Here is a 16531-nt window from a genome sequence, read left to right as displayed (position 1 = left end):
AAGGAAGAGTGAAGGGGGTTGCAGCACGTTGATAGAGCTTAAGCAATTAACCAAGCATTATGGCAAAGGCAGCCGGCGCGTTAGTGCGCTGTCCGGTTTGGATCTTTCTATAAAGCGTGGTGAAATATTTGGAGTCATCGGTCATTCCGGGGCGGGAAAAAGTACGTTGATCCGCTGTATTAATTTATTGGAACGGCCGACTTCGGGCGAGGTATGGGTAGATGGCGTGAATCTCGCCACCGTGAGCCAATCACAGTTACAGAAACAGCGTCGTAAAATCGGAATGATCTTTCAGCATTTTAATTTGTTGTCCTCGGCGACGGTGTATGACAATATTGCATTTCCGTTGCGTCTGGTGAACACGCCCAAGCAGAAGCAGGACCAGAAGGTTCGTGAATTGCTGGAACTGGTGGGTCTGGAAGAACACAGCGGAAAATATCCGTCACAGCTCTCGGGCGGACAAAAGCAGCGGGTAGGTATTGCACGGGCGCTTGCCAGTGATCCTCATGTACTGCTGTGCGACGAGGCGACCTCAGCGCTTGATCCGCAGACGACAGGGTCCATCCTGAAATTGCTGTTAGACATTAACCAGCGCTTTAACTTGACCATCGTGCTGATTACGCATGAAATGCATGTCATTCAAAGCATCTGTGATCGTGTTGGTGTCATTCATCAGGGTGACATCGTGGAGCAGGGTCCGGTGGCAGAAGTATTCCTCAAGCCGCAGCATCAAGTAACCAAGGACTTTATCCAGCGGGAGTCTGAGCATCCCGAGGAGCTGCAAGCAGCCATAGCAGCAGCAGGAGGCGGTGAATCGGCGCATGTTGTACGGATTTCATTTTTGGGCAGCAAGACGTATGATGCGATTCTGTCACGTACAGCCCGTAGCACGGGCGTTGATTTTGCGATCTTGCAGGGTACCATCTCCACGATTAAAAACGTACCGTATGGACAGCTTATCGTCCGTTTTGAAGGAAATCAGGAGGATATTGAGTATACGCTGCGCGAAGTGTCCGGTCAGGGACTTGATGTGGAGGTGATCGGACAATGAGTGAACTTGATTTTTCGCAAGTGAGTTGGGAAGAACTAGGTAACTCTACATTAGAGACACTTCAGATGCTCGGTGCATCTGCGTTGTTCACCCTTATTATTGGTTTGCCGCTCGGGATATTATTATTTCTGGCAAGCCGCTCTTCATGGAGTCTGATGAAGGTGATATACGTTGTACTTTCCTTTATCGTAAACATTTTGCGGTCCGTACCGTTTATTATTTTGATTGTTGCACTCATTCCTTTTACGCGGTCGTTGGTTGGTACCTCTACCGGGGTGCTGGGTACAATTCCACCGCTGGTCATTGGCGCTGCGCCATTCTTCGCCCGTCTCGTGGAGACGTCATTGCGTGAAGTAGACAAGGGTGTCATCGAGGCTGCACAAGCCATGGGCGCCTCTACAGGGCAGATTATTCGTCGGGTGCTGTTGCGTGAGGCACGGCCGGGTCTGCTCGCCGCATTAACGATTACCGTCGTTACGCTCGTATCCTATACAGCAATGTCCGGTATGATCGGGGGCGGTGGTCTGGGTACACTGGCTATCAACTACGGATACTACCGTTATGAAACGGCTGTAATGATCGTTGCGGTCGTACTGATGGTCGTACTGGTGCAATTGCTGCAAATGGCGGGAGACCGTCTGGTGCGGCATTATACTCGAAAATAGGGAAACCATATAGTAATCCTTATTGATCAGGGCGTCTGAATCCTGAATAACACAATTCATTGGAGGGGTAATAACATGAAAAAATGGGTATTGGCTGTATTAAGCTTGACATTAATTGCGGTATTGGCTGCTTGCGGCACGAAAAGCACGACATCCGATACAAACAATGCGACCCAAAATACAGGCGGGTCACCACGTGAAGTCGAGCTGAAAGTTGGCGCTTCTCCTGTACCACATGCGGAAATTTTAGAAGCGATCAAGCCTCAGTTGGAAAAAGAGGGCGTTCGACTTCAAGTCGTTCAGTTTAACGACTACGTACAACCGAACGTACAATTGTTCGACAAGCAACTGGATGCTAACTTCTATCAACATGTACCATACCTGGATGTTATGAACAAAGAGCGCAAAATGGACCTGGTATCTGTAGGCGCGGTTCATCTGGAGCCATTCGGTATCTACTCGCAAAAATATAAAAAGCTTGATGAAATTCCGGATGGTGCAACTGTTGCCATTCCTAACGATGCAACCAATGGAGGACGTGCATTGCTGTTGCTGGAGAAACAAGGTCTGATCAAGCTGAAAGATGCAAGCAACATCGAAGCTACTGTAAAAGATATCACAGAAAACCCGAAAAACCTGAAATTCAAGGAGCTGGAAGCGGCTATGCTGCCACGTCAGTTGCCTGAAGTGGACATTGCGCTGATCAACACGAACTACGCTCTGGAAGCGAAGCTGAACCCGACGAAGGATGCACTGGCTTTGGAAGATAAAGATTCTCCATATGCTAACGTTCTGGTAGCGCGTCCTGACAATAAAGATTCCGAAGCGATTCAAAAGCTGATCAAAGCGTTGCAATCCCCGGAAACTAAAAAATTCATCGAAGACAAATACCAAGGCGCGATTATCCCGGCATTTTAAGCTGGATACGAGAACGCATTGAACCCAAACCCCGAATTCTCTTGAACAAGAGGATTTGGGGTTTCTTTTGGCTTGGAGTTGTAGGTGAAGCCTAAATATTTTATACTTGGGGGTGACCGTTCTCTGTGAAGAGGAGGAAAACTGTTGAGACACAAAGTCGCGCTTATAACGGGCAGTGCCAAAGGATTAGGTAAAATGACCGCTCTGCGTCTGGCTAATGAAGGCTGTGACATTGCACTAAACTATGTGCATAGCCAAACTGAAGCCGAAGAGCTTAGGCAGGTGATTGAAGCCAAGGGAGTACGCTGTCTGTCTTTGCAAGGAGATATTTCGATTCAGGAAGATATTACAAGGCTGATCGGCGAAGTACAGGATCGGCTGGGCGGCGTAGATATTATGGTTAATAACGCTGGACCGTTCATTCGGGAACGTCGCTTGTTTGCGGATTACAGTGTAGCTGAGATTCATGCCATGATTCAGGGGAATCTGGTGGGTACGATGCTGCTGGATCATCTGGTATTACCTCATATGCGGAACCAGCAATGGGGACGTATTATTCATTTTGGCTTCGGTCATGCTGGAGAAGCACGGGCTTGGCCGCATCGTGCGGTATACGCAGCCGCCAAGGTGGGGCTGGTGTCTTTTACGAAGTCACTGGCTGTGGAGGAAGCTCCTTATGGTATCACGGTCAATATGATTTGTCCCGGGGATATCCGAGGTACGAACAAGGAAAAGTCAATTGCCGATGTCATCGGCTTGCAGGATACAGAGACACCGCGCGGACGCCCGGGGAGTGGAGAGGATATTGCGCGAGTGATTGCTTATTTGTGTGATGAGCATTCGGATTTTATAACGGGTAATATTATGGATGTGTCGGGAGGGCTGGACCCGATTCGACCGACCATATAAGGGATTAAAATTCAGTACATCCCGTCACACAAAAAAGAGCCTTGAGCTTCGTTACCGAAGTCAAGACTCTCATGATCATTATGCATCAAGCATTAGAATACTTGTACCACTTCTTGGACGCCGTCGACTTCTTCGAGAAGAGCGCGTTCAATCCCTGCTTTCAGCGTGATTGTGGAACTTGGGCAACTGCCGCAAGCGCCTACCAGCTTCAGCTTAACAATGCCGTCTTCTACGTCAACCAGCTCAACGTCGCCACCATCGCGTTGCAGAAACGGACGGAGCTTATCCAGTACATCAGCTACTTCATCATACATTTGAACGCTTTGTGTTTCGCTCATTAGAATTCAACTCCTTTCCTATACCTTAACTATTATATTACAAAGCGGGCCAAATTAAAATGCCCGTCATCCAAAGCAGGTGAAAAAATGTTAAGACCTATCATAGAATTTTGCACCAGCAATATGCATTTTGGCACCGATGAAATTATGTCCAGACTGGAGCAAAATCCGGATTACGACGTCATTGAATACGGCTGTCTCAGCAATTGTGGTCAGTGTAACGCAGAACCGTATGCGATGGTCAACGGCGAGATTGTATCTGCCGATTCAGCAGAGCTGCTGTACGAAGTGATTATGAACAAAATCAAAGAAGCCGAGGCATGGGATAATCTTGATCTCGACTGAGGTATAATCATTCATCCGCCAGCTTCTTTCTGTATAAGATATACGTACCGTCCATACATGCTCAAAACAAAGAAGACCGGCTCCCAGAGCGGGTCTTCTTTGTTTGTTATACCAACAGATTAGCCAAAATGGCGTTTGGATTTCCAGAGCACGCCGCTTTTGAGCAGGCGGGGCACACGACCACGTAGCGAGGTGCTGCCCATGAAGCCATAGCCGAATCCTGCTTTCTTGCCAAGCGCGCCCAATGTACCACGCAGCTTCAAAGGATGCGGGTGAGGCGTATGGCCTTTCCACAGATCGTGTACAATGTGTGCAATCTGCTCACCTTGCACCTCCGCCGCCTGAGCACTTGGAGAGTAGGGGAGACTGGCACAGTCTCCGACCACGTACACCTCGGGATGATCTGGGATTTGGTAATATTCGTTTAGTACAATGCGGCCTTGAGGGTCTTTGGGCACAGCTAAATCCTGCACGATTTTCACTGGCTGAATCCCGGCTGTCCATACAACTGCATCCGTCACAATTTCTTCATCATGATTGTAAATAGCACCCGGCTCAATGCGGCAAACCCCGACATGATTCAACGCATCGACTTGATGCTCCTTAAACCAGGCATGCACATAGGCAGACAAACGCTGCGGGAATGCCGACAGCACCCGCTCGCCCCGATCCATAATGGTAATATTCAAATCCGCGCGGCTTTCACGCAGTTCTGCAGCAATCTCAACACCGCTCAGACCGCCACCTACAATATGCACATGTCCGTATGGCTTGATTTCATTCAGGCGCAGATACGTTTGGCGTGTATTGTTAAAGGACTGGATGGTACAGCTATGTTCTTCAGCTCCCGGTGTATTATGAAAACGGTCGGTACAGCCCAGCGCAATCACAAGCTGTTCATACGGCAAAGGCTCGCCGTCCTGAAAATGTACGATTTTATTTTCCAGATCCATCGAGGTGACTTCTCCGTATTTGCGAATGAGCCGTTGTTCATCGGGAAAATGCACACGTAAATCAAAATCAGATACCGTACCCGCTGCGAGGGCGTAGTATTCTGTTTTCAATCCCTGAAAGGGCATCCGATCCACTAAAATGACTTGAATATCGTCGGGAATATGTTTATTCAGTAATTCCTTGGCAATGGTAAGGCCACCGTAGCCGCCTCCCAGAATAACGAAATTTTTCATCAAAATCCGCCGTCCTTTCGCTGCCGTGTCCCCGGCAAATGGTCTGGTGCCTCATCAGGAAACCTTGTTCGCCAAATTAACGTCTATCCCGGCGACATGCAAATTCAATGTTTCCGATCAGACACAAGTTTTTTGTTGTTATAAAACCCGGGTTCCCGGCCCGCCTGTAGGCAGGCAGACCAGAAAAATTCCGGGGCAGCTTGGCGCTGCATGGTGTGAGTAAATGGGGATGAAATGCACGCGGGAAAATCCGAATCCGATATTGCTTTTATTCGAAAACTTCAATTTCGTTATAGAAGGTGTCCCGTTCAACCGGGATGCGTCCGGCACCTTTGACCAGCCAGATCAGCTCTTTACGGGTCAAACCGGCCGGGGTCAGTGCGCCTGCGGCATGGCTGATTTGCTCGCGCACAATCGTGCCATGGACGTCCGATGCGCCAAAGGTCAGAGCGACCTGCGTCAATTGCGGGCCAATATTAATAAAGTAAGCTTTGACATGGTCGATATTGTCCAGCATCAGGCGGCTGATCGCAATGGTTTTGAGATCCTCGTAAGCGGAGTTGCGACGCATGATGTTGGCATTTTTGCTTTTCGGCTGCATGGACAGTGGAATAAACACCATAAATCCGTTCGTTTCGTCCTGCAATGCACGGATTTGCAGCATATGTTCAATACGATCCTCGTAGGATTCAACAGAACCGTACAGCATTGTCGTATGAGTTCTCATGCCGAGATTGTGAGCCGTGCGATGAACCTCAAGATAGCGATCTACATTCGCTTTGGTGACACGCATTTTTTGGCGATACTCATCTGATAAAATTTCTGCGCCACCGCCGGTCAATGTTTGCAGTCCTGCCTTTTGCAGCTCTTGAAGCACTTCTTTGATACTCAAGCCGCTAATGCGTGTGAAGAAATCAATCTCTGCCGCAGTATAGGCTTTCAGTGTAACGTTAGGGTATTTTTCATTCAGCGCCTTCAATGAGTCTACATAGTATTGGAAAGGCACATGATTATTATGACCACCGACGATATGAAATTCTCTTACCCCCGGATGGATATGCTGCTCAACATAATCAATCATTTCCTGTCCGGACAACGTATAAGAGCCGTCTTCCCCCTGATCCTTGCGGAAATTACAGAACGCGCAACGCGCTTCGCATACATTGGTGAAGTACAGGCTCATGTTCTCAATAAAATAAACCTTTTTTCCGTTCTTGCGTAAATTAGCTTCGTTCGCCAACTGACCCAGTGTAAGAATATCGTCAGTTTCGTACAAATATATACCGTCTTCAAGGTTCAAACGAATGCCGTTCTGCACCTTTTCTACAATCTCCGCCATTCTGCGGTCTGTAAAAGGTGTAACTAATGTGGACATGCCTATTCCTCCTTCAAGTTGATCTGTGCGAGGCCTTCCGCTATGATCTGCGGTCCAAGCGCTTGATGCACACAGGATGTCCCGTTCCGTCGGTGCGAACCCGGCAGCGCGGATGTAGAATATGTGAAAAATATTACAATGACAAATATCTCAGAACGTTGCCTGTTAATTGACAATTTTCCGACAGTTTCTTTTACACACTCTTCATTCATTATAAACCTCACCTCACAGGTGTTCAATACAAACGAACAGAAAAACAGGTCCTTTAGCCTGTAAGGGAAGGACATTCCATGACTTGAGCACCTGCAAATAGTGGAGTATACTGAAGGAGAACATGAAGTAAAAGAGGAGGAATGGAGTCATGATTAACATCACCGATTCCGCTGCCGAGCGCTTGAAAGATATGCTGGAGCAGCAGGAAACGCCGAATATGTTTTTGCGTCTGGGTGTTACGCCGGGCGGTTGCACTGGATTTTCGTATGCTATGGGCTTTGACGACAACGAGACGGATCAGGATATATATATGAACGTACAGGATATGAAGATAGTAGTGGAAAAGGAAAGCATCCGCTACCTCGACGGTCTCGAAATCGACTTTGAAGAGTCCGGTATGTCAGGCGGTTTTACCATTCATAATCCGAATGCAATCGCTACCTGTGGTTGCGGTTCAAGCTTCCGTACAGCTACGGATGCAGGGAAGCCGAACGAAGAGCCTTGTTAACACACGTCGCGTCAACGTTTTGTCTTCCGGTGATCTGTTCGGGGGTAGATGTGTTAGCCTAGCGGAATAGGTGTTCGGGATAGTGGATAACGGCCTTTGTGACGGGATTTACTCGTTGCAGAGGTCATTTTTTGTGTTGTTTTTTTCTGTTTATTATCATCATTTGCTTTTGAGATGCCGATATAACATGGAGTTCTGGAGAACTATTTTCTACATAAATTTTACCTGAAGGAAGTGGAAAGAGATGTTGAAAAAGAAATGGCTTATCACTTCGCTGGTTGCGGTGGCACTGTTTTTTAGTCAATCCGCATTCGCGGCAAATACGTTTACTGATGTGAACGGGACAAAATATGAGTGGGCTGCTGAATCTATTCGTTCGATGGTCGACAAAGGTGTTGTCAAGGGCTATGTGGATGGGACCTTCAAGCCCGGCAAGACCATAACGAAAGCGGAATTTGTACATATGTTTCACAAGCTTTTTCCAGAGATCAATCATTCATCCGGAAAATCTTCAGACTTTGTGGATGCGCGTAAGCACTGGGCGAATAAAGATTTTGCAGCATTATTCAATGGGGATTATGTTTGGGGCTTCACTGAAAGAGTGGGAGGCAAATATCCAAACTATCAATTCTATATCAATCCCGACAAACCGCTGACCCGCTGGGATGTTATGATGATTGCTTCCGTTCGGACGGATTATACGAATCAGACTCTTCATCCTGAGATTAAGGAAGTAATCTCTGCAGCTGCGCAGTATAAGGATATAAAAATTCGTCAGGCGAATTACAATGACAATTACTCGTTCAGCTATCCAGTAATATACATCGACACGACTCAAGAGGAGCCCTATTATGATGGAGATTCCCAAGATCAAAAAGGAGAAGCATTCTACACCCTGACTAATATGGGCGTCCTTACCGCCAATGATGGATACCTTCACCCCAAAGCGCTAGTCACACGGGCTGAAGCGGTTACCATTTTACAGCGTTTGTACGAAGCGACAAAGCAATCGAAGTGATTTTTAAAGCAATTGAAGGATCAGACGAAAGCAAAGAAATGATCCAACTATAAATGAAGGCCTCTATAGCGGTATAGTCGCGTACTATATGCTATGGAGGCCTTTTTGAATGTGTTGAAGAAACTTTATTTAAGATCATTATCACTACGTGTGGATTGGACAAATTTACTCAGGGCATTAAAAAAGGCAAATACAACTGTAAAAAGTAAGAGTGCTATGGGTTTAATTTCAATCTCAGAAAAAACACTATATAGAACTAAAAATGAAAAAAAGAGCACTGAGGTATTTATGTTTTGTTTTGTGTAAATCGATTTTATAAAGTGCATTTTATCACTCTCCATTTTATTATAATTGATTACCCTGGCATGACTTATAAAGCAGTGGAGCAACCAATCAAAAGAACGAATATATAAATGGAACTTAAAAGAAATGGAACTTAAAAGTTACTTTAGTGCCACTCCGCAGACGGATGGTGCTTCCCATCGCCACCGCCCCCGGATTTCTTGAATAAAGCTTATAATTGGGTAGAAATCCGGGGACAAAAGCGACCGCTTCGCTTGTACAGCACCATTCCGTCTTCTCCGCTTTTCATGTACATTTCTTACTATATAGCAAAAAATAGAACTAATTGATCGCTTCCTTATGCAGCGGGTAGATTAACAATAGGAAAATATAGTTAATAAAAAAGGAAGAGCGCTATCCTCTTCAAAAAGGCTAGCGCTCTTTTTCTGTATCTAATGGTTGCTCCTTTATAAACTCTACAACCTCTTCAATTTTACAATCTAATTCCTCACAAATGCGTGCAATGACACTCATAGCTACAAATTCCCCATTTGACATTTTCGCCAAAGTAGATGGTGAAATTCCTAATTGAGTACGAAGGTAAGTTCGTGTTTTATCTCGTTTAATTAGAGTGATTTCCATTGGTTTATAGCTTGGTTTCAATCCCATGAGCAATCCCCCTCAACTTATTATATGTACTCAAATCTTAGAGAAGTCAAACTTAAATTACAATAATGCGTACATTTTATTCGATAAGTGTTGAAGGTAAACATGTGAAGGTGTATTATATGTATAAGAAGTCGTACATTAAATACATATAAACATAATTTATATTCTTTATTTGATAAAAAAAACTAATCAATACAGAAGGAGAGGATTTATTTATGACCGAGTTGGTTGAATTGAAAAGAGTTGCTATGGTATATGGACCTGATGATGATCCTAATATGTATGAATTATTTGAGGGAGTCCTGTATGATCGTAGCTATTTCTTTTATCTTGAACATGGAAAATTGTATCTGCGACATGTACGAAAGGTAGAACAACCGGATCATCCACATCTTTATGTGGATGGGGAAAGTGGGGGGCTACAATTAGCAGAGAATGTACAACGTGAGATTATGGAGGTAGTTACAGAGCTGATCGAGCGTTTGCGTAGTAAGAATGGATTGGCGTTTTTACTGGATGAACTGTTATGGCTACATGGTCGAAGCCACATTGAGCTTAACCTTGTAAAAACAAAGGGAAACCTGTAAGCCCAGTATTGTTTTTCTTATGGTTCCTTCTATATTCCAATTATCCCATTTATGCTATAATGATTTGGACAAAATAACCGGTGGGGAAGATACGGCGAAGCTAGCCCGAGAGGGGGTGACGCCGTGTCGTTTGATCTAATCGTGAAGATTCTTGACGTTGTGCTAAAGTTGGTCAGTATTACTACTGGTCTAAAGGCTTTGGTACAAGCCTGGAAACAATCACGTTAAGACAAGAAAAACCACCGGGAATAGGTTTGGCCGCCTAGCTATCCGGTGATTTTTCGTACGTAGTATGAAATTCTCGCCGTGGTCGCCCACCGGCCTTTGTCAGAAAGTCGCGATGTGCAACCATCGCGGCTATTCTTATTTTACCCACGTATCATATGTTATATGACACGTGGTACGTGATACAGCTTCTGTTTATAGTATAGCATAGTGCTATTTTTTTTTCTACAAATGGTGTTAGTCTTACTATTTCACCGTGCTACAATGCCCTGAAATGATCTTCAACGCCCCATCCATATCGTGCCAAACGCGGGTATAGCACATTTCATCTTCAATGGGTTCATTACCTACAGTTCCTCGTAAAGAAACTCGGGTCACAGTTACCGCAGTACCATCCAGCAGAATCACTTTTTGGTCCAACACTTGAATATCCGTAAAATGCAATACACCCGAACGATGGGCATCCAGATCCGCTTCTTTGTTCAACATCTGTCCAAAGTGATTTACAAATATAAGATCATCATAAATCAGTTCATCCAGGTCCTTCACATCGCTGGATAACATGGCTTTACGAAGCTTTTCCTCGGATTCAATAATATGATTTTTCTGCATTTGAACAGACACCCCTTATGATTACGATCAGTAAGTATTTAAGAATAATTATGCATCTGCCAAAATCTCGTTACCAATGTCTCCTAATTTGTCACATCTGTAAACAGTTTCTGCGCAGTGCGCACAAACAGCTGAACAGCCAGAGAAGCATTGTGCAGGGATGGCACGGCGATACCGATCTGGCGCGTAATCAGGGGTGTGGTTTCCTTGACGGTCAGATCATGGGGGAATGTGGACAAGGAGAGGGAAGAGACAATCCCCATGCCCAGTCCTTGCCGAACCATGCTGACTAAGGTACTGACATTGTGAGTGGTGAAACGTGCCTGTAATTGGCTTCGTTCACGCTCAAAGCCTTCCATAATGGCAACCTCATGCCCGCCTTTACAGAAGATCATATCCTGCTGGTTCAAGTCTCGGATGGCGATTTTGGTTTGTGATTGCAAAGGATGACCGTCCGGCAGGAGAATAACCATATTATCCTGACATAAAGGGATCACATCCACCTGCGGATCTGGCAGCAGAATGATACCTGCTTCAATCTCTCTGTTATGCAGCCATTCCTTAACTTCATTGGTGGAGCCTTCATGCAGATCGAATATGAGGTTCGGGTAACGCTGGCGAATATGATGTATGATCGGGGGCAGAAAATAGGCTGAGGCCGAAGGAAAGGCTCCGATGGTGATTGTGCCAACATCCAGTCCTTTTTCGGCGGCGACCTGCTGCTCTACTTTTTCCATGCTTTGCAGCATCATGCGGAATTGCAGCAGTACCTTTTGCCCGATATCCGTTAGTAGTACGCCTCTTTTCCGGTCACGCAGGAATAGCTGAACACCTAGTTCACTCTCAATACTGGCGATGGCATGGCTGACTGCGGGTTGCGTCATATGCAACTCATGGGCAGTTTGGGTAAAATTCAGTGTTTCAGCTACGCGAACAAAGATCATAATTTGGGTAATGGCCATAAGCGAAAAGTTATCTCCCTTATCGAAAACATTCATTTTATTTATGAGTGCCCACAGTATACGCTAGTAAAGTGAAGCTTTGCAAATGGCTATAAATGATGATAGCCGTATGAAATGAGCGATGATCATCGCTGGGAGAGAGGGAGATATCCATGAAAACATTAACACCTAAAGCTACGCTGTGGCTTGTATTGATATTAGTGATGGTGTGGGGAATTAACTGGCCATTGACCAAGCTGGCTTTGCCGGATACACCGCCGATTTTATTTTCAGGCATACGTACACTGTTAGGCGGGCTAATCCTGCTTCTGTTCGCTATGCGTCACAGGGAAACCTTACGTTTGAGACAGAATGCGTGGGCGTATCTCGTTCTGGCGATATTTAATATTGCCGGCTACTATGGCTTGCAGACGGTGGGGCTGCTGTATTTGCCAGCCGGGTTATTTTCCACTTTAGTATTCCTCCAGCCGATCTTGCTTGGATTGTTCTCCTGGTTGTGGTTGGGTGAGCGTATGTTTCCGATGAAGGTCATTGGACTGGTTCTTGGCTTTGGCGGGGTGATCGTAATTAGCTCCGGCGGGACGGCAGGGCATTTGTCCGTCTTGGGTATCGTACTGGGGCTGGCCTCTGGACTGTGCTGGGCGCTCGGAACAATTTATATGAAGAAAAAAAGCAAGCAGTTGGACTCCATTTGGGCGGTGACGATGCAGCTCATTTTTGGGGGAATTATACTGAATGGGATTGGACTTACGACGGAGAAATGGAGCGATATTCACTGGACCCCCTCCTTTATCGGTATCTTGCTGTTTATATCGGTATTCGTAATTGCGATGGGCTGGATGATTTATTTTAAACTGATCGACAACGGAGAAGCAGGAACGGTTGGCTCCTATACATTTATGATTCCGGTGCTGTCTACGATCTTTAGTATGGTGATACTCAAGGAGTCGCTTACCTTGACATTCGTGGTGGGATTGGTGTTGATCGCGGGCAGTGTGTATCTGGTGAATACGGCTTCACCGGGAAAACGAGGCAATCGAAGCTCAAGGGCTCATGAAACGAAATCCTGTACAAATGAATAGGGAATGCGGAATTAGGGAAAATATACTAGATTATAAGAGTGGGGTCATAGTAAAATATGACTATGTAAGTCGGGAGGTATACAAGTTATGAAGCAGGAAGAACCTATGAAGGATTTTGACGTAACCCAAGCCAAGTATGATCCGAAGCAGGAAGAACAGGTGAAAAAAGGATTTTTCAAAAAGGTGAAATCCACGGCCGGGAAGGTTCCTTTTGTGAAGGATGCGGTGGCAATGTACTATTGTGCGATAGATCCTGAAACGCCTCTTTATGCCAAAGGAGTGGCCTTCGGGGCCTTGGCGTATTTTATTTCTCCATTGGATGCAATATCCGATGTCATTCCAATGCTGGGATTCACGGATGATGCGGGTGTCGTGCTGGCGGCCTTAAAAGTGCTGGACATGCATATCAAGCCAGCCCATCGGGAGAAGGCGAACGAATTTTTTTCTTGAGGATTGCTTAAGAAGTGCTTGAGGAGCGGGGGAGCTAAGAAATGGATAGATACACACCAACAGCGAGGGAACGCTGGCAGATGAAACAGAGTGAGCAGCAGTCGCAGGGCTGGGTGCTTGCTTTGTTTGGCTGGATTTTTGCAGGATTGGGGTTCATATTCAGTTTTTTTGTCGTCGGAGGATTGTTGGGTATTGTAGGTCTGGTTTTCGGCATTTTGACGAAACGGATGGAGCAAAGAAATACGCAGGGCGTCTTCATTATCGTAATCAGCTCGGTTGCCATTGGCATTGGGTTGTTGATTTTTACTATTTTTGCAGCACAGGGTTTTGTAGAAGGTCTGAGGGAAGGTTATAATGAGCATTATCAATCAGGGAGGTAACCGCATTGAGCGTCATTATTTCACAGCAGATTACAGCAACGGGCGTGAAGGAATATACGAAGGTGATTAAAACATTCGATTCCCATTTTACACCTTTGGTTGGACAGAAAATCAGGGATACGGCTTTTGGCGATATGCAATATTATGATGTCGAGGACGTGTTTATTGATCTGGCAGAAAACGAATACTGGGTGATTTTACCTGCAGTTCTGCTGCATACCGATGATATCGAGGATGTACGGGATGCGGTGCGTGAGTATCGTTCACATGGTTGGGAATGTACAAAACCTTTGTAAATGCACGCTGTATAAGCATCTATACGGAAGCGTCTTTCTTTTGCGAGATAGGCGTTTTTTTGTGTATTTGTGTATAAACTCTTTCTAATGATTGGCATGAAAAGAAAGAATTAATGCTGAAAATGCGCAAATTGTATCATTTTTTATCATAAAACGACAAGTTGGGAAATGAAAACGGACTTAATGTGTTATACTTAATATATCAAAGGACAAGAGTCTAAAACGACCGGTAAGGCCCTTTCTTTGAAGAACCTCGTAAGGTTCAACGTTTATCCAAAATAAATGGTCAAAAGGAAAAGGGGAAATGCTAACGTGAGAGTGAATTTGAAATTTACGAACAAAGGGCAAGTTGCAGTCGAGAAGTTCAACAATGAGGAGCTTATCGAAATCTTTACCCGCTACATTAAAACGTTAAGCAAGAAGTATGATATCTCGGTTACCGTACCGGAAGATCTGAATGAGCAGATCTTGGCAGAGGGCACCGTGAAGGTCGTGTTGGATAAGATTAATTGTGACATGGACGCTTTTTTCAAAGAGCTGAGCCGGGATATCAAGGTGCCACTGGTCAAAAGATTGGGTACCAAATTGGATAACGTGTTTAAGACCGAGGTCGTGGAGCAAGAACAGAACTAAGGACAAGGATCAGGCGAGTCTGAATGAGGATTCGCAATAAGAAATCATAAAACCTCCCGAATGGGGCGCATGGCTAGGGCATGTGCTCGTTCGGGAGGTTTTATATGTTAAGGCTGCTCTATTCAGCAGGAAAACATGCAATATTGGTTCATTAGCGGGTTATGGACGCAAGGCGCAGCTTGGCTAAATCAAACGAAGGCACAAGCCCTTCCTGGGCGGCGCGTCCGAGCAGTGCTTCGATGGCTGCATAGCCGCTGTCACCCAGATTGGCGGTAAAATCGTTCACGTACAGGTCGATATGCGATTGGGCCACATCCGGTGACAGCTCCTGCGCATGGGACAATACATATTCGCGCGAAGCCTCGGGATGTTTCCAAGCGTACTCGACAGAGGCGTGTATCCAGCCTGCAATAGCATCGAGGTCCAGAGAACGGCGGGCAATAATGGCTCCAAGCGGAATCGGGAGCCCCGTATCTTCTTCCCACCAGTTGCCCAGGTCGACTTGTTTGCTAAGACCGTAGGACGGATACGTGAAACGCGCCTCGTGTATAACCAGCCCGGCATCCATATGTCCGTCACGGACAGCAGGCATGATCTGGTCGAACGGCATAACGACAATTTCGCCGACTCCTCCCGGCACATGCTTGGCCGCCCACAGGCGGAATAGCAGATAGGCCGTGGAGCGTTCGCTCGGCACAGCTACGCGCTTGCCGGACAGGGCTTCTGGTCCTTCCGCCGTGGTGCCTTCCTTGGTCAGCACGAGCGGACCGCAGCCCCGGCCCAGCGCGCCGCCGCAAGGCAGCAGGGCGTATTCGTCCAGCACCCAAGGGAGCGCAGCATAAGAGATTTTCATGACATCCAGCCCGTTTGGCGTTACCGCCAGATTATTGGTGATGTCGATATCGGCGAATGTGATGTCCAGCGCGGGTGCGCCCGGAATCAATCCATGCGCCAAGGCATGGAAGACAAAGGTGTCGTTGGGACAAGGTGAGAAAGCAATTTGCATCTATATAACCTCCGTTAATGTAGAAAATGCGGCTTCCAACGCTTGCAAAGCCTCTTTGATCCGCCAGGCTGCGCGGTCACGTGGGCCAACTGCATTGGAAATCGTGCGGATTTCCATCACAGGCAGCTCCAGCCTGTTCGCCGCTACGGCTACCCCATAGCCTTCCATCGCTTCGGCGGCGGCTCCGGGAACACGCTTCACCAGCCGTTCTGCGGTAGCCGCCGTACCTGTCGCCGTCGTGACGGTCAGGATCGGCCCGGCGACGGCTGTCTGTCCGGCGGCACGCAGCGCCTGAACGAGCCGCTGTGTGGTTGCACCGTTCACGGCGATTCGGCTGGAGCCGAAGCCTAGCTCGTCCACGCTGCTGAAGCCTTCCGCCGTCTCGGCCCCGAGGTCGGCGGCGATGATCGCGTCAGCGACGACGACGCTCTCCAGTGCGGCGACATCCACGAAGCCGCCGCCGATTCCGGCGCTGATGACCAGGCGGTAGCCGCCGCCAGCCAGCGCCAGCGCAGTCGAAGCCGCTGCGGACGGAGCGCCCACACCAGCCAGCTCAACTGCAAAGCGGGTGTCGCCGTTCAGCCCGCGCAGCACGGCTTCCCGTTCGCCCTCAACCGCGGTCATGATCAGGATGCGTCCGTCTGATGTTGTATGCTCCATCGGTTGATTCCCCTTTAAATTAAGATCATATGCTACTTTATCATACTGCTTTTTGAAAAGATGTTCAAAAAAAACGACAAAAAAAAGCGCTCTGTGGCGCCTTTTGGATAAACCTGCAATATGTTCACAAACCGAAAGCCAGCAGCATAGCTGCCTTAAA

Annotated in this window: 21 protein-coding genes; 13 read left to right on the top strand and 8 right to left on the bottom strand. The window is 46.8% G+C overall.

The annotated features are described in order from the left end of the window. Positions 1–28: 28 nt before the first annotated feature. From HPL003_RS01490 to HPL003_RS01475, 4 genes are all read left to right on the top strand, one after another. Positions 29–1051 carry a methionine ABC transporter ATP-binding protein gene (locus tag HPL003_RS01490; protein ID WP_014277869.1) on the top strand — a complete coding sequence of 341 codons (1023 nt, stop codon included), beginning with the start codon at positions 29–31 and terminating at the stop codon, positions 1049–1051. Beyond that, positions 1048–1716, top strand: a complete 669-nt coding sequence (locus HPL003_RS01485; RefSeq protein WP_014277868.1) for a methionine ABC transporter permease — start codon at positions 1048–1050, stop codon at positions 1714–1716. Before HPL003_RS01490 ends, HPL003_RS01485 begins: the two co-directional genes overlap by 4 nt. A gap of 75 nt (positions 1717–1791) precedes the next feature. After that, on the top strand, positions 1792–2634 hold the full coding sequence (locus HPL003_RS01480) for a MetQ/NlpA family ABC transporter substrate-binding protein (protein WP_014277867.1): 843 nt from the start codon (positions 1792–1794) through the stop codon (positions 2632–2634). Between the two features lie 144 nt (positions 2635–2778). Further along, positions 2779–3543 (top strand): SDR family oxidoreductase, encoded by a 765-nt coding sequence (locus tag HPL003_RS01475; RefSeq protein WP_014277866.1) that lies wholly within the window; start codon positions 2779–2781, stop codon positions 3541–3543. A gap of 92 nt (positions 3544–3635) precedes the next feature. On the opposite strand, the gene HPL003_RS01470 is transcribed toward HPL003_RS01475, so the two are convergent. Continuing rightward, positions 3636–3881, bottom strand: a complete 246-nt coding sequence (locus tag HPL003_RS01470) for a NifU family protein (protein WP_013311836.1) — start codon at positions 3879–3881, stop codon at positions 3636–3638. 87 nt (positions 3882–3968) lie between these two features. On the opposite strand from HPL003_RS01470, the gene HPL003_RS01465 reads away from it, so the two are divergent. Then, positions 3969–4226 carry a YuzB family protein gene (locus HPL003_RS01465; protein ID WP_014277865.1) on the top strand — a complete coding sequence of 86 codons (258 nt, stop codon included), beginning with the start codon at positions 3969–3971 and terminating at the stop codon, positions 4224–4226. Positions 4227–4345: 119 nt separating this feature from the next. Here HPL003_RS01465 and HPL003_RS01460 read toward each other — a convergent pair whose 3' ends face one another. Together HPL003_RS01460 and mqnE are read right to left on the bottom strand one after the other, a co-directional pair. Beyond that, positions 4346–5413 (bottom strand): NAD(P)/FAD-dependent oxidoreductase, encoded by a 1068-nt coding sequence (locus HPL003_RS01460; protein ID WP_014277864.1) that lies wholly within the window; start codon positions 5411–5413, stop codon positions 4346–4348. Positions 5414–5681: 268 nt separating this feature from the next. Beyond that, positions 5682–6788 (bottom strand): aminofutalosine synthase MqnE, encoded by a 1107-nt coding sequence (mqnE, locus tag HPL003_RS01455; protein WP_014277863.1) that lies wholly within the window; start codon positions 6786–6788, stop codon positions 5682–5684. A 361-nt stretch (positions 6789–7149) separates the two neighbouring features. Here mqnE and HPL003_RS01445 point away from each other — a divergent pair, with 361 nt between their 5' ends. Then, a complete protein-coding gene (locus HPL003_RS01445; protein WP_014277861.1) occupies positions 7150–7509 on the top strand; it encodes a HesB/IscA family protein in 360 nt (119 codons plus the stop codon). Between the two features lie 244 nt (positions 7510–7753). Beyond that, a complete protein-coding gene (locus tag HPL003_RS01440; protein ID WP_014277860.1) occupies positions 7754–8527 on the top strand; it encodes an S-layer homology domain-containing protein in 774 nt (257 codons plus the stop codon). Positions 8528–9241: 714 nt separating this feature from the next. On the opposite strand, the gene HPL003_RS01430 is transcribed toward HPL003_RS01440, so the two are convergent. Continuing rightward, a complete protein-coding gene (locus HPL003_RS01430; RefSeq protein WP_014277858.1) occupies positions 9242–9478 on the bottom strand; it encodes a helix-turn-helix domain-containing protein in 237 nt (78 codons plus the stop codon). Positions 9479–9693: 215 nt separating this feature from the next. Between HPL003_RS01430 and HPL003_RS01425 the strand changes: the two genes are divergently transcribed. Further along, complete coding sequence (locus HPL003_RS01425; RefSeq protein ID WP_014277857.1) at positions 9694–10065, top strand: hypothetical protein; 372 nt, start codon at positions 9694–9696, stop codon at positions 10063–10065. Positions 10066–10536: 471 nt separating this feature from the next. On the opposite strand, the gene HPL003_RS01420 is transcribed toward HPL003_RS01425, so the two are convergent. Further along, entirely contained in the window at positions 10537–10902 is a 366-nt protein-coding gene (locus tag HPL003_RS01420) for a nuclear transport factor 2 family protein (protein WP_014277855.1), read from the bottom strand. Positions 10903–10985: 83 nt separating this feature from the next. Further along, the gene (locus tag HPL003_RS01415) at positions 10986–11864 is read right to left on the bottom strand and encodes a LysR family transcriptional regulator (RefSeq protein ID WP_014277854.1); all 879 of its coding nucleotides are present in this window, start codon (positions 11862–11864) and stop codon (positions 10986–10988) included. A gap of 152 nt (positions 11865–12016) precedes the next feature. Here HPL003_RS01415 and HPL003_RS01410 point away from each other — a divergent pair, with 152 nt between their 5' ends. The 5 genes from HPL003_RS01410 to HPL003_RS01390 all read left to right on the top strand — a co-directional run bounded on the left by HPL003_RS01410 (position 12017) and on the right by HPL003_RS01390 (position 14705). Beyond that, positions 12017–12946, top strand: coding sequence for a DMT family transporter (locus tag HPL003_RS01410; protein ID WP_014277853.1), 930 nt, complete (start codon positions 12017–12019; stop codon positions 12944–12946). 87 nt (positions 12947–13033) lie between these two features. After that, positions 13034–13396: a YkvA family protein gene (locus HPL003_RS01405; protein ID WP_014277852.1), complete on the top strand. Its 363-nt coding sequence runs from the start codon at positions 13034–13036 to the stop codon at positions 13394–13396. A 41-nt stretch (positions 13397–13437) separates the two neighbouring features. Beyond that, entirely contained in the window at positions 13438–13776 is a 339-nt protein-coding gene (locus HPL003_RS01400; protein ID WP_014277851.1) for a hypothetical protein, read from the top strand. Positions 13777–13781: 5 nt separating this feature from the next. Beyond that, on the top strand, positions 13782–14072 hold the full coding sequence (locus HPL003_RS01395) for a hypothetical protein (protein ID WP_014277850.1): 291 nt from the start codon (positions 13782–13784) through the stop codon (positions 14070–14072). Positions 14073–14384: 312 nt separating this feature from the next. Beyond that, entirely contained in the window at positions 14385–14705 is a 321-nt protein-coding gene (locus tag HPL003_RS01390) for a hypothetical protein (RefSeq protein WP_014277849.1), read from the top strand. Between the two features lie 151 nt (positions 14706–14856). Here HPL003_RS01390 and HPL003_RS01385 read toward each other — a convergent pair whose 3' ends face one another. Together HPL003_RS01385 and HPL003_RS01380 are read right to left on the bottom strand one after the other, a co-directional pair. Further along, a complete protein-coding gene (locus HPL003_RS01385; RefSeq protein WP_014277848.1) occupies positions 14857–15711 on the bottom strand; it encodes a 1,4-dihydroxy-6-naphtoate synthase in 855 nt (284 codons plus the stop codon). Then, entirely contained in the window at positions 15712–16371 is a 660-nt protein-coding gene (locus tag HPL003_RS01380) for a futalosine hydrolase (RefSeq protein WP_014277847.1), read from the bottom strand. It lies immediately after the preceding gene. Between the last annotated feature and the right edge of the window lie 160 nt (positions 16372–16531).

The sequence above is a fragment of the Paenibacillus terrae HPL-003 genome (assembly GCF_000235585.1).
GTDB classification, from domain to species: domain Bacteria; phylum Bacillota; class Bacilli; order Paenibacillales; family Paenibacillaceae; genus Paenibacillus; species Paenibacillus terrae_B.
This window is presented reverse-complemented; position numbering and strand designations above follow the sequence as displayed.

What these genes read in the sequence shown, in the direction of transcription:
- HPL003_RS01430 (WP_014277858.1), bottom strand. Translation starts at nt 9,478, where the DNA reads ATGGGATTGAAACCAAGCTATAAACCAATGGAAATCACTCTAATTAAA.
- mqnE (WP_014277863.1), bottom strand. Translation starts at nt 6,788, where the DNA reads ATGTCCACATTAGTTACACCTTTTACAGACCGCAGAATGGCGGAGATT.
- HPL003_RS01400 (WP_014277851.1), top strand. Translation starts at nt 13,438, where the DNA reads ATGGATAGATACACACCAACAGCGAGGGAACGCTGGCAGATGAAACAG.
- HPL003_RS01410 (WP_014277853.1), top strand. Translation starts at nt 12,017, where the DNA reads ATGAAAACATTAACACCTAAAGCTACGCTGTGGCTTGTATTGATATTA.
- HPL003_RS01405 (WP_014277852.1), top strand. Translation starts at nt 13,034, where the DNA reads ATGAAGCAGGAAGAACCTATGAAGGATTTTGACGTAACCCAAGCCAAG.
- HPL003_RS01385 (WP_014277848.1), bottom strand. Translation starts at nt 15,711, where the DNA reads ATGCAAATTGCTTTCTCACCTTGTCCCAACGACACCTTTGTCTTCCAT.
- HPL003_RS01485 (WP_014277868.1), top strand. Translation starts at nt 1,048, where the DNA reads ATGAGTGAACTTGATTTTTCGCAAGTGAGTTGGGAAGAACTAGGTAAC.
- HPL003_RS01470 (WP_013311836.1), bottom strand. Translation starts at nt 3,881, where the DNA reads ATGAGCGAAACACAAAGCGTTCAAATGTATGATGAAGTAGCTGATGTA.
- HPL003_RS01480 (WP_014277867.1), top strand. Translation starts at nt 1,792, where the DNA reads ATGAAAAAATGGGTATTGGCTGTATTAAGCTTGACATTAATTGCGGTA.
- HPL003_RS01445 (WP_014277861.1), top strand. Translation starts at nt 7,150, where the DNA reads ATGATTAACATCACCGATTCCGCTGCCGAGCGCTTGAAAGATATGCTG.
- HPL003_RS01415 (WP_014277854.1), bottom strand. Translation starts at nt 11,864, where the DNA reads ATGGCCATTACCCAAATTATGATCTTTGTTCGCGTAGCTGAAACACTG.
- HPL003_RS01420 (WP_014277855.1), bottom strand. Translation starts at nt 10,902, where the DNA reads ATGCAGAAAAATCATATTATTGAATCCGAGGAAAAGCTTCGTAAAGCC.
- HPL003_RS01460 (WP_014277864.1), bottom strand. Translation starts at nt 5,413, where the DNA reads ATGAAAAATTTCGTTATTCTGGGAGGCGGCTACGGTGGCCTTACCATT.
- HPL003_RS01380 (WP_014277847.1), bottom strand. Translation starts at nt 16,371, where the DNA reads ATGGAGCATACAACATCAGACGGACGCATCCTGATCATGACCGCGGTT.
- HPL003_RS01425 (WP_014277857.1), top strand. Translation starts at nt 9,694, where the DNA reads ATGACCGAGTTGGTTGAATTGAAAAGAGTTGCTATGGTATATGGACCT.
- HPL003_RS01440 (WP_014277860.1), top strand. Translation starts at nt 7,754, where the DNA reads ATGTTGAAAAAGAAATGGCTTATCACTTCGCTGGTTGCGGTGGCACTG.
- HPL003_RS01465 (WP_014277865.1), top strand. Translation starts at nt 3,969, where the DNA reads ATGTTAAGACCTATCATAGAATTTTGCACCAGCAATATGCATTTTGGC.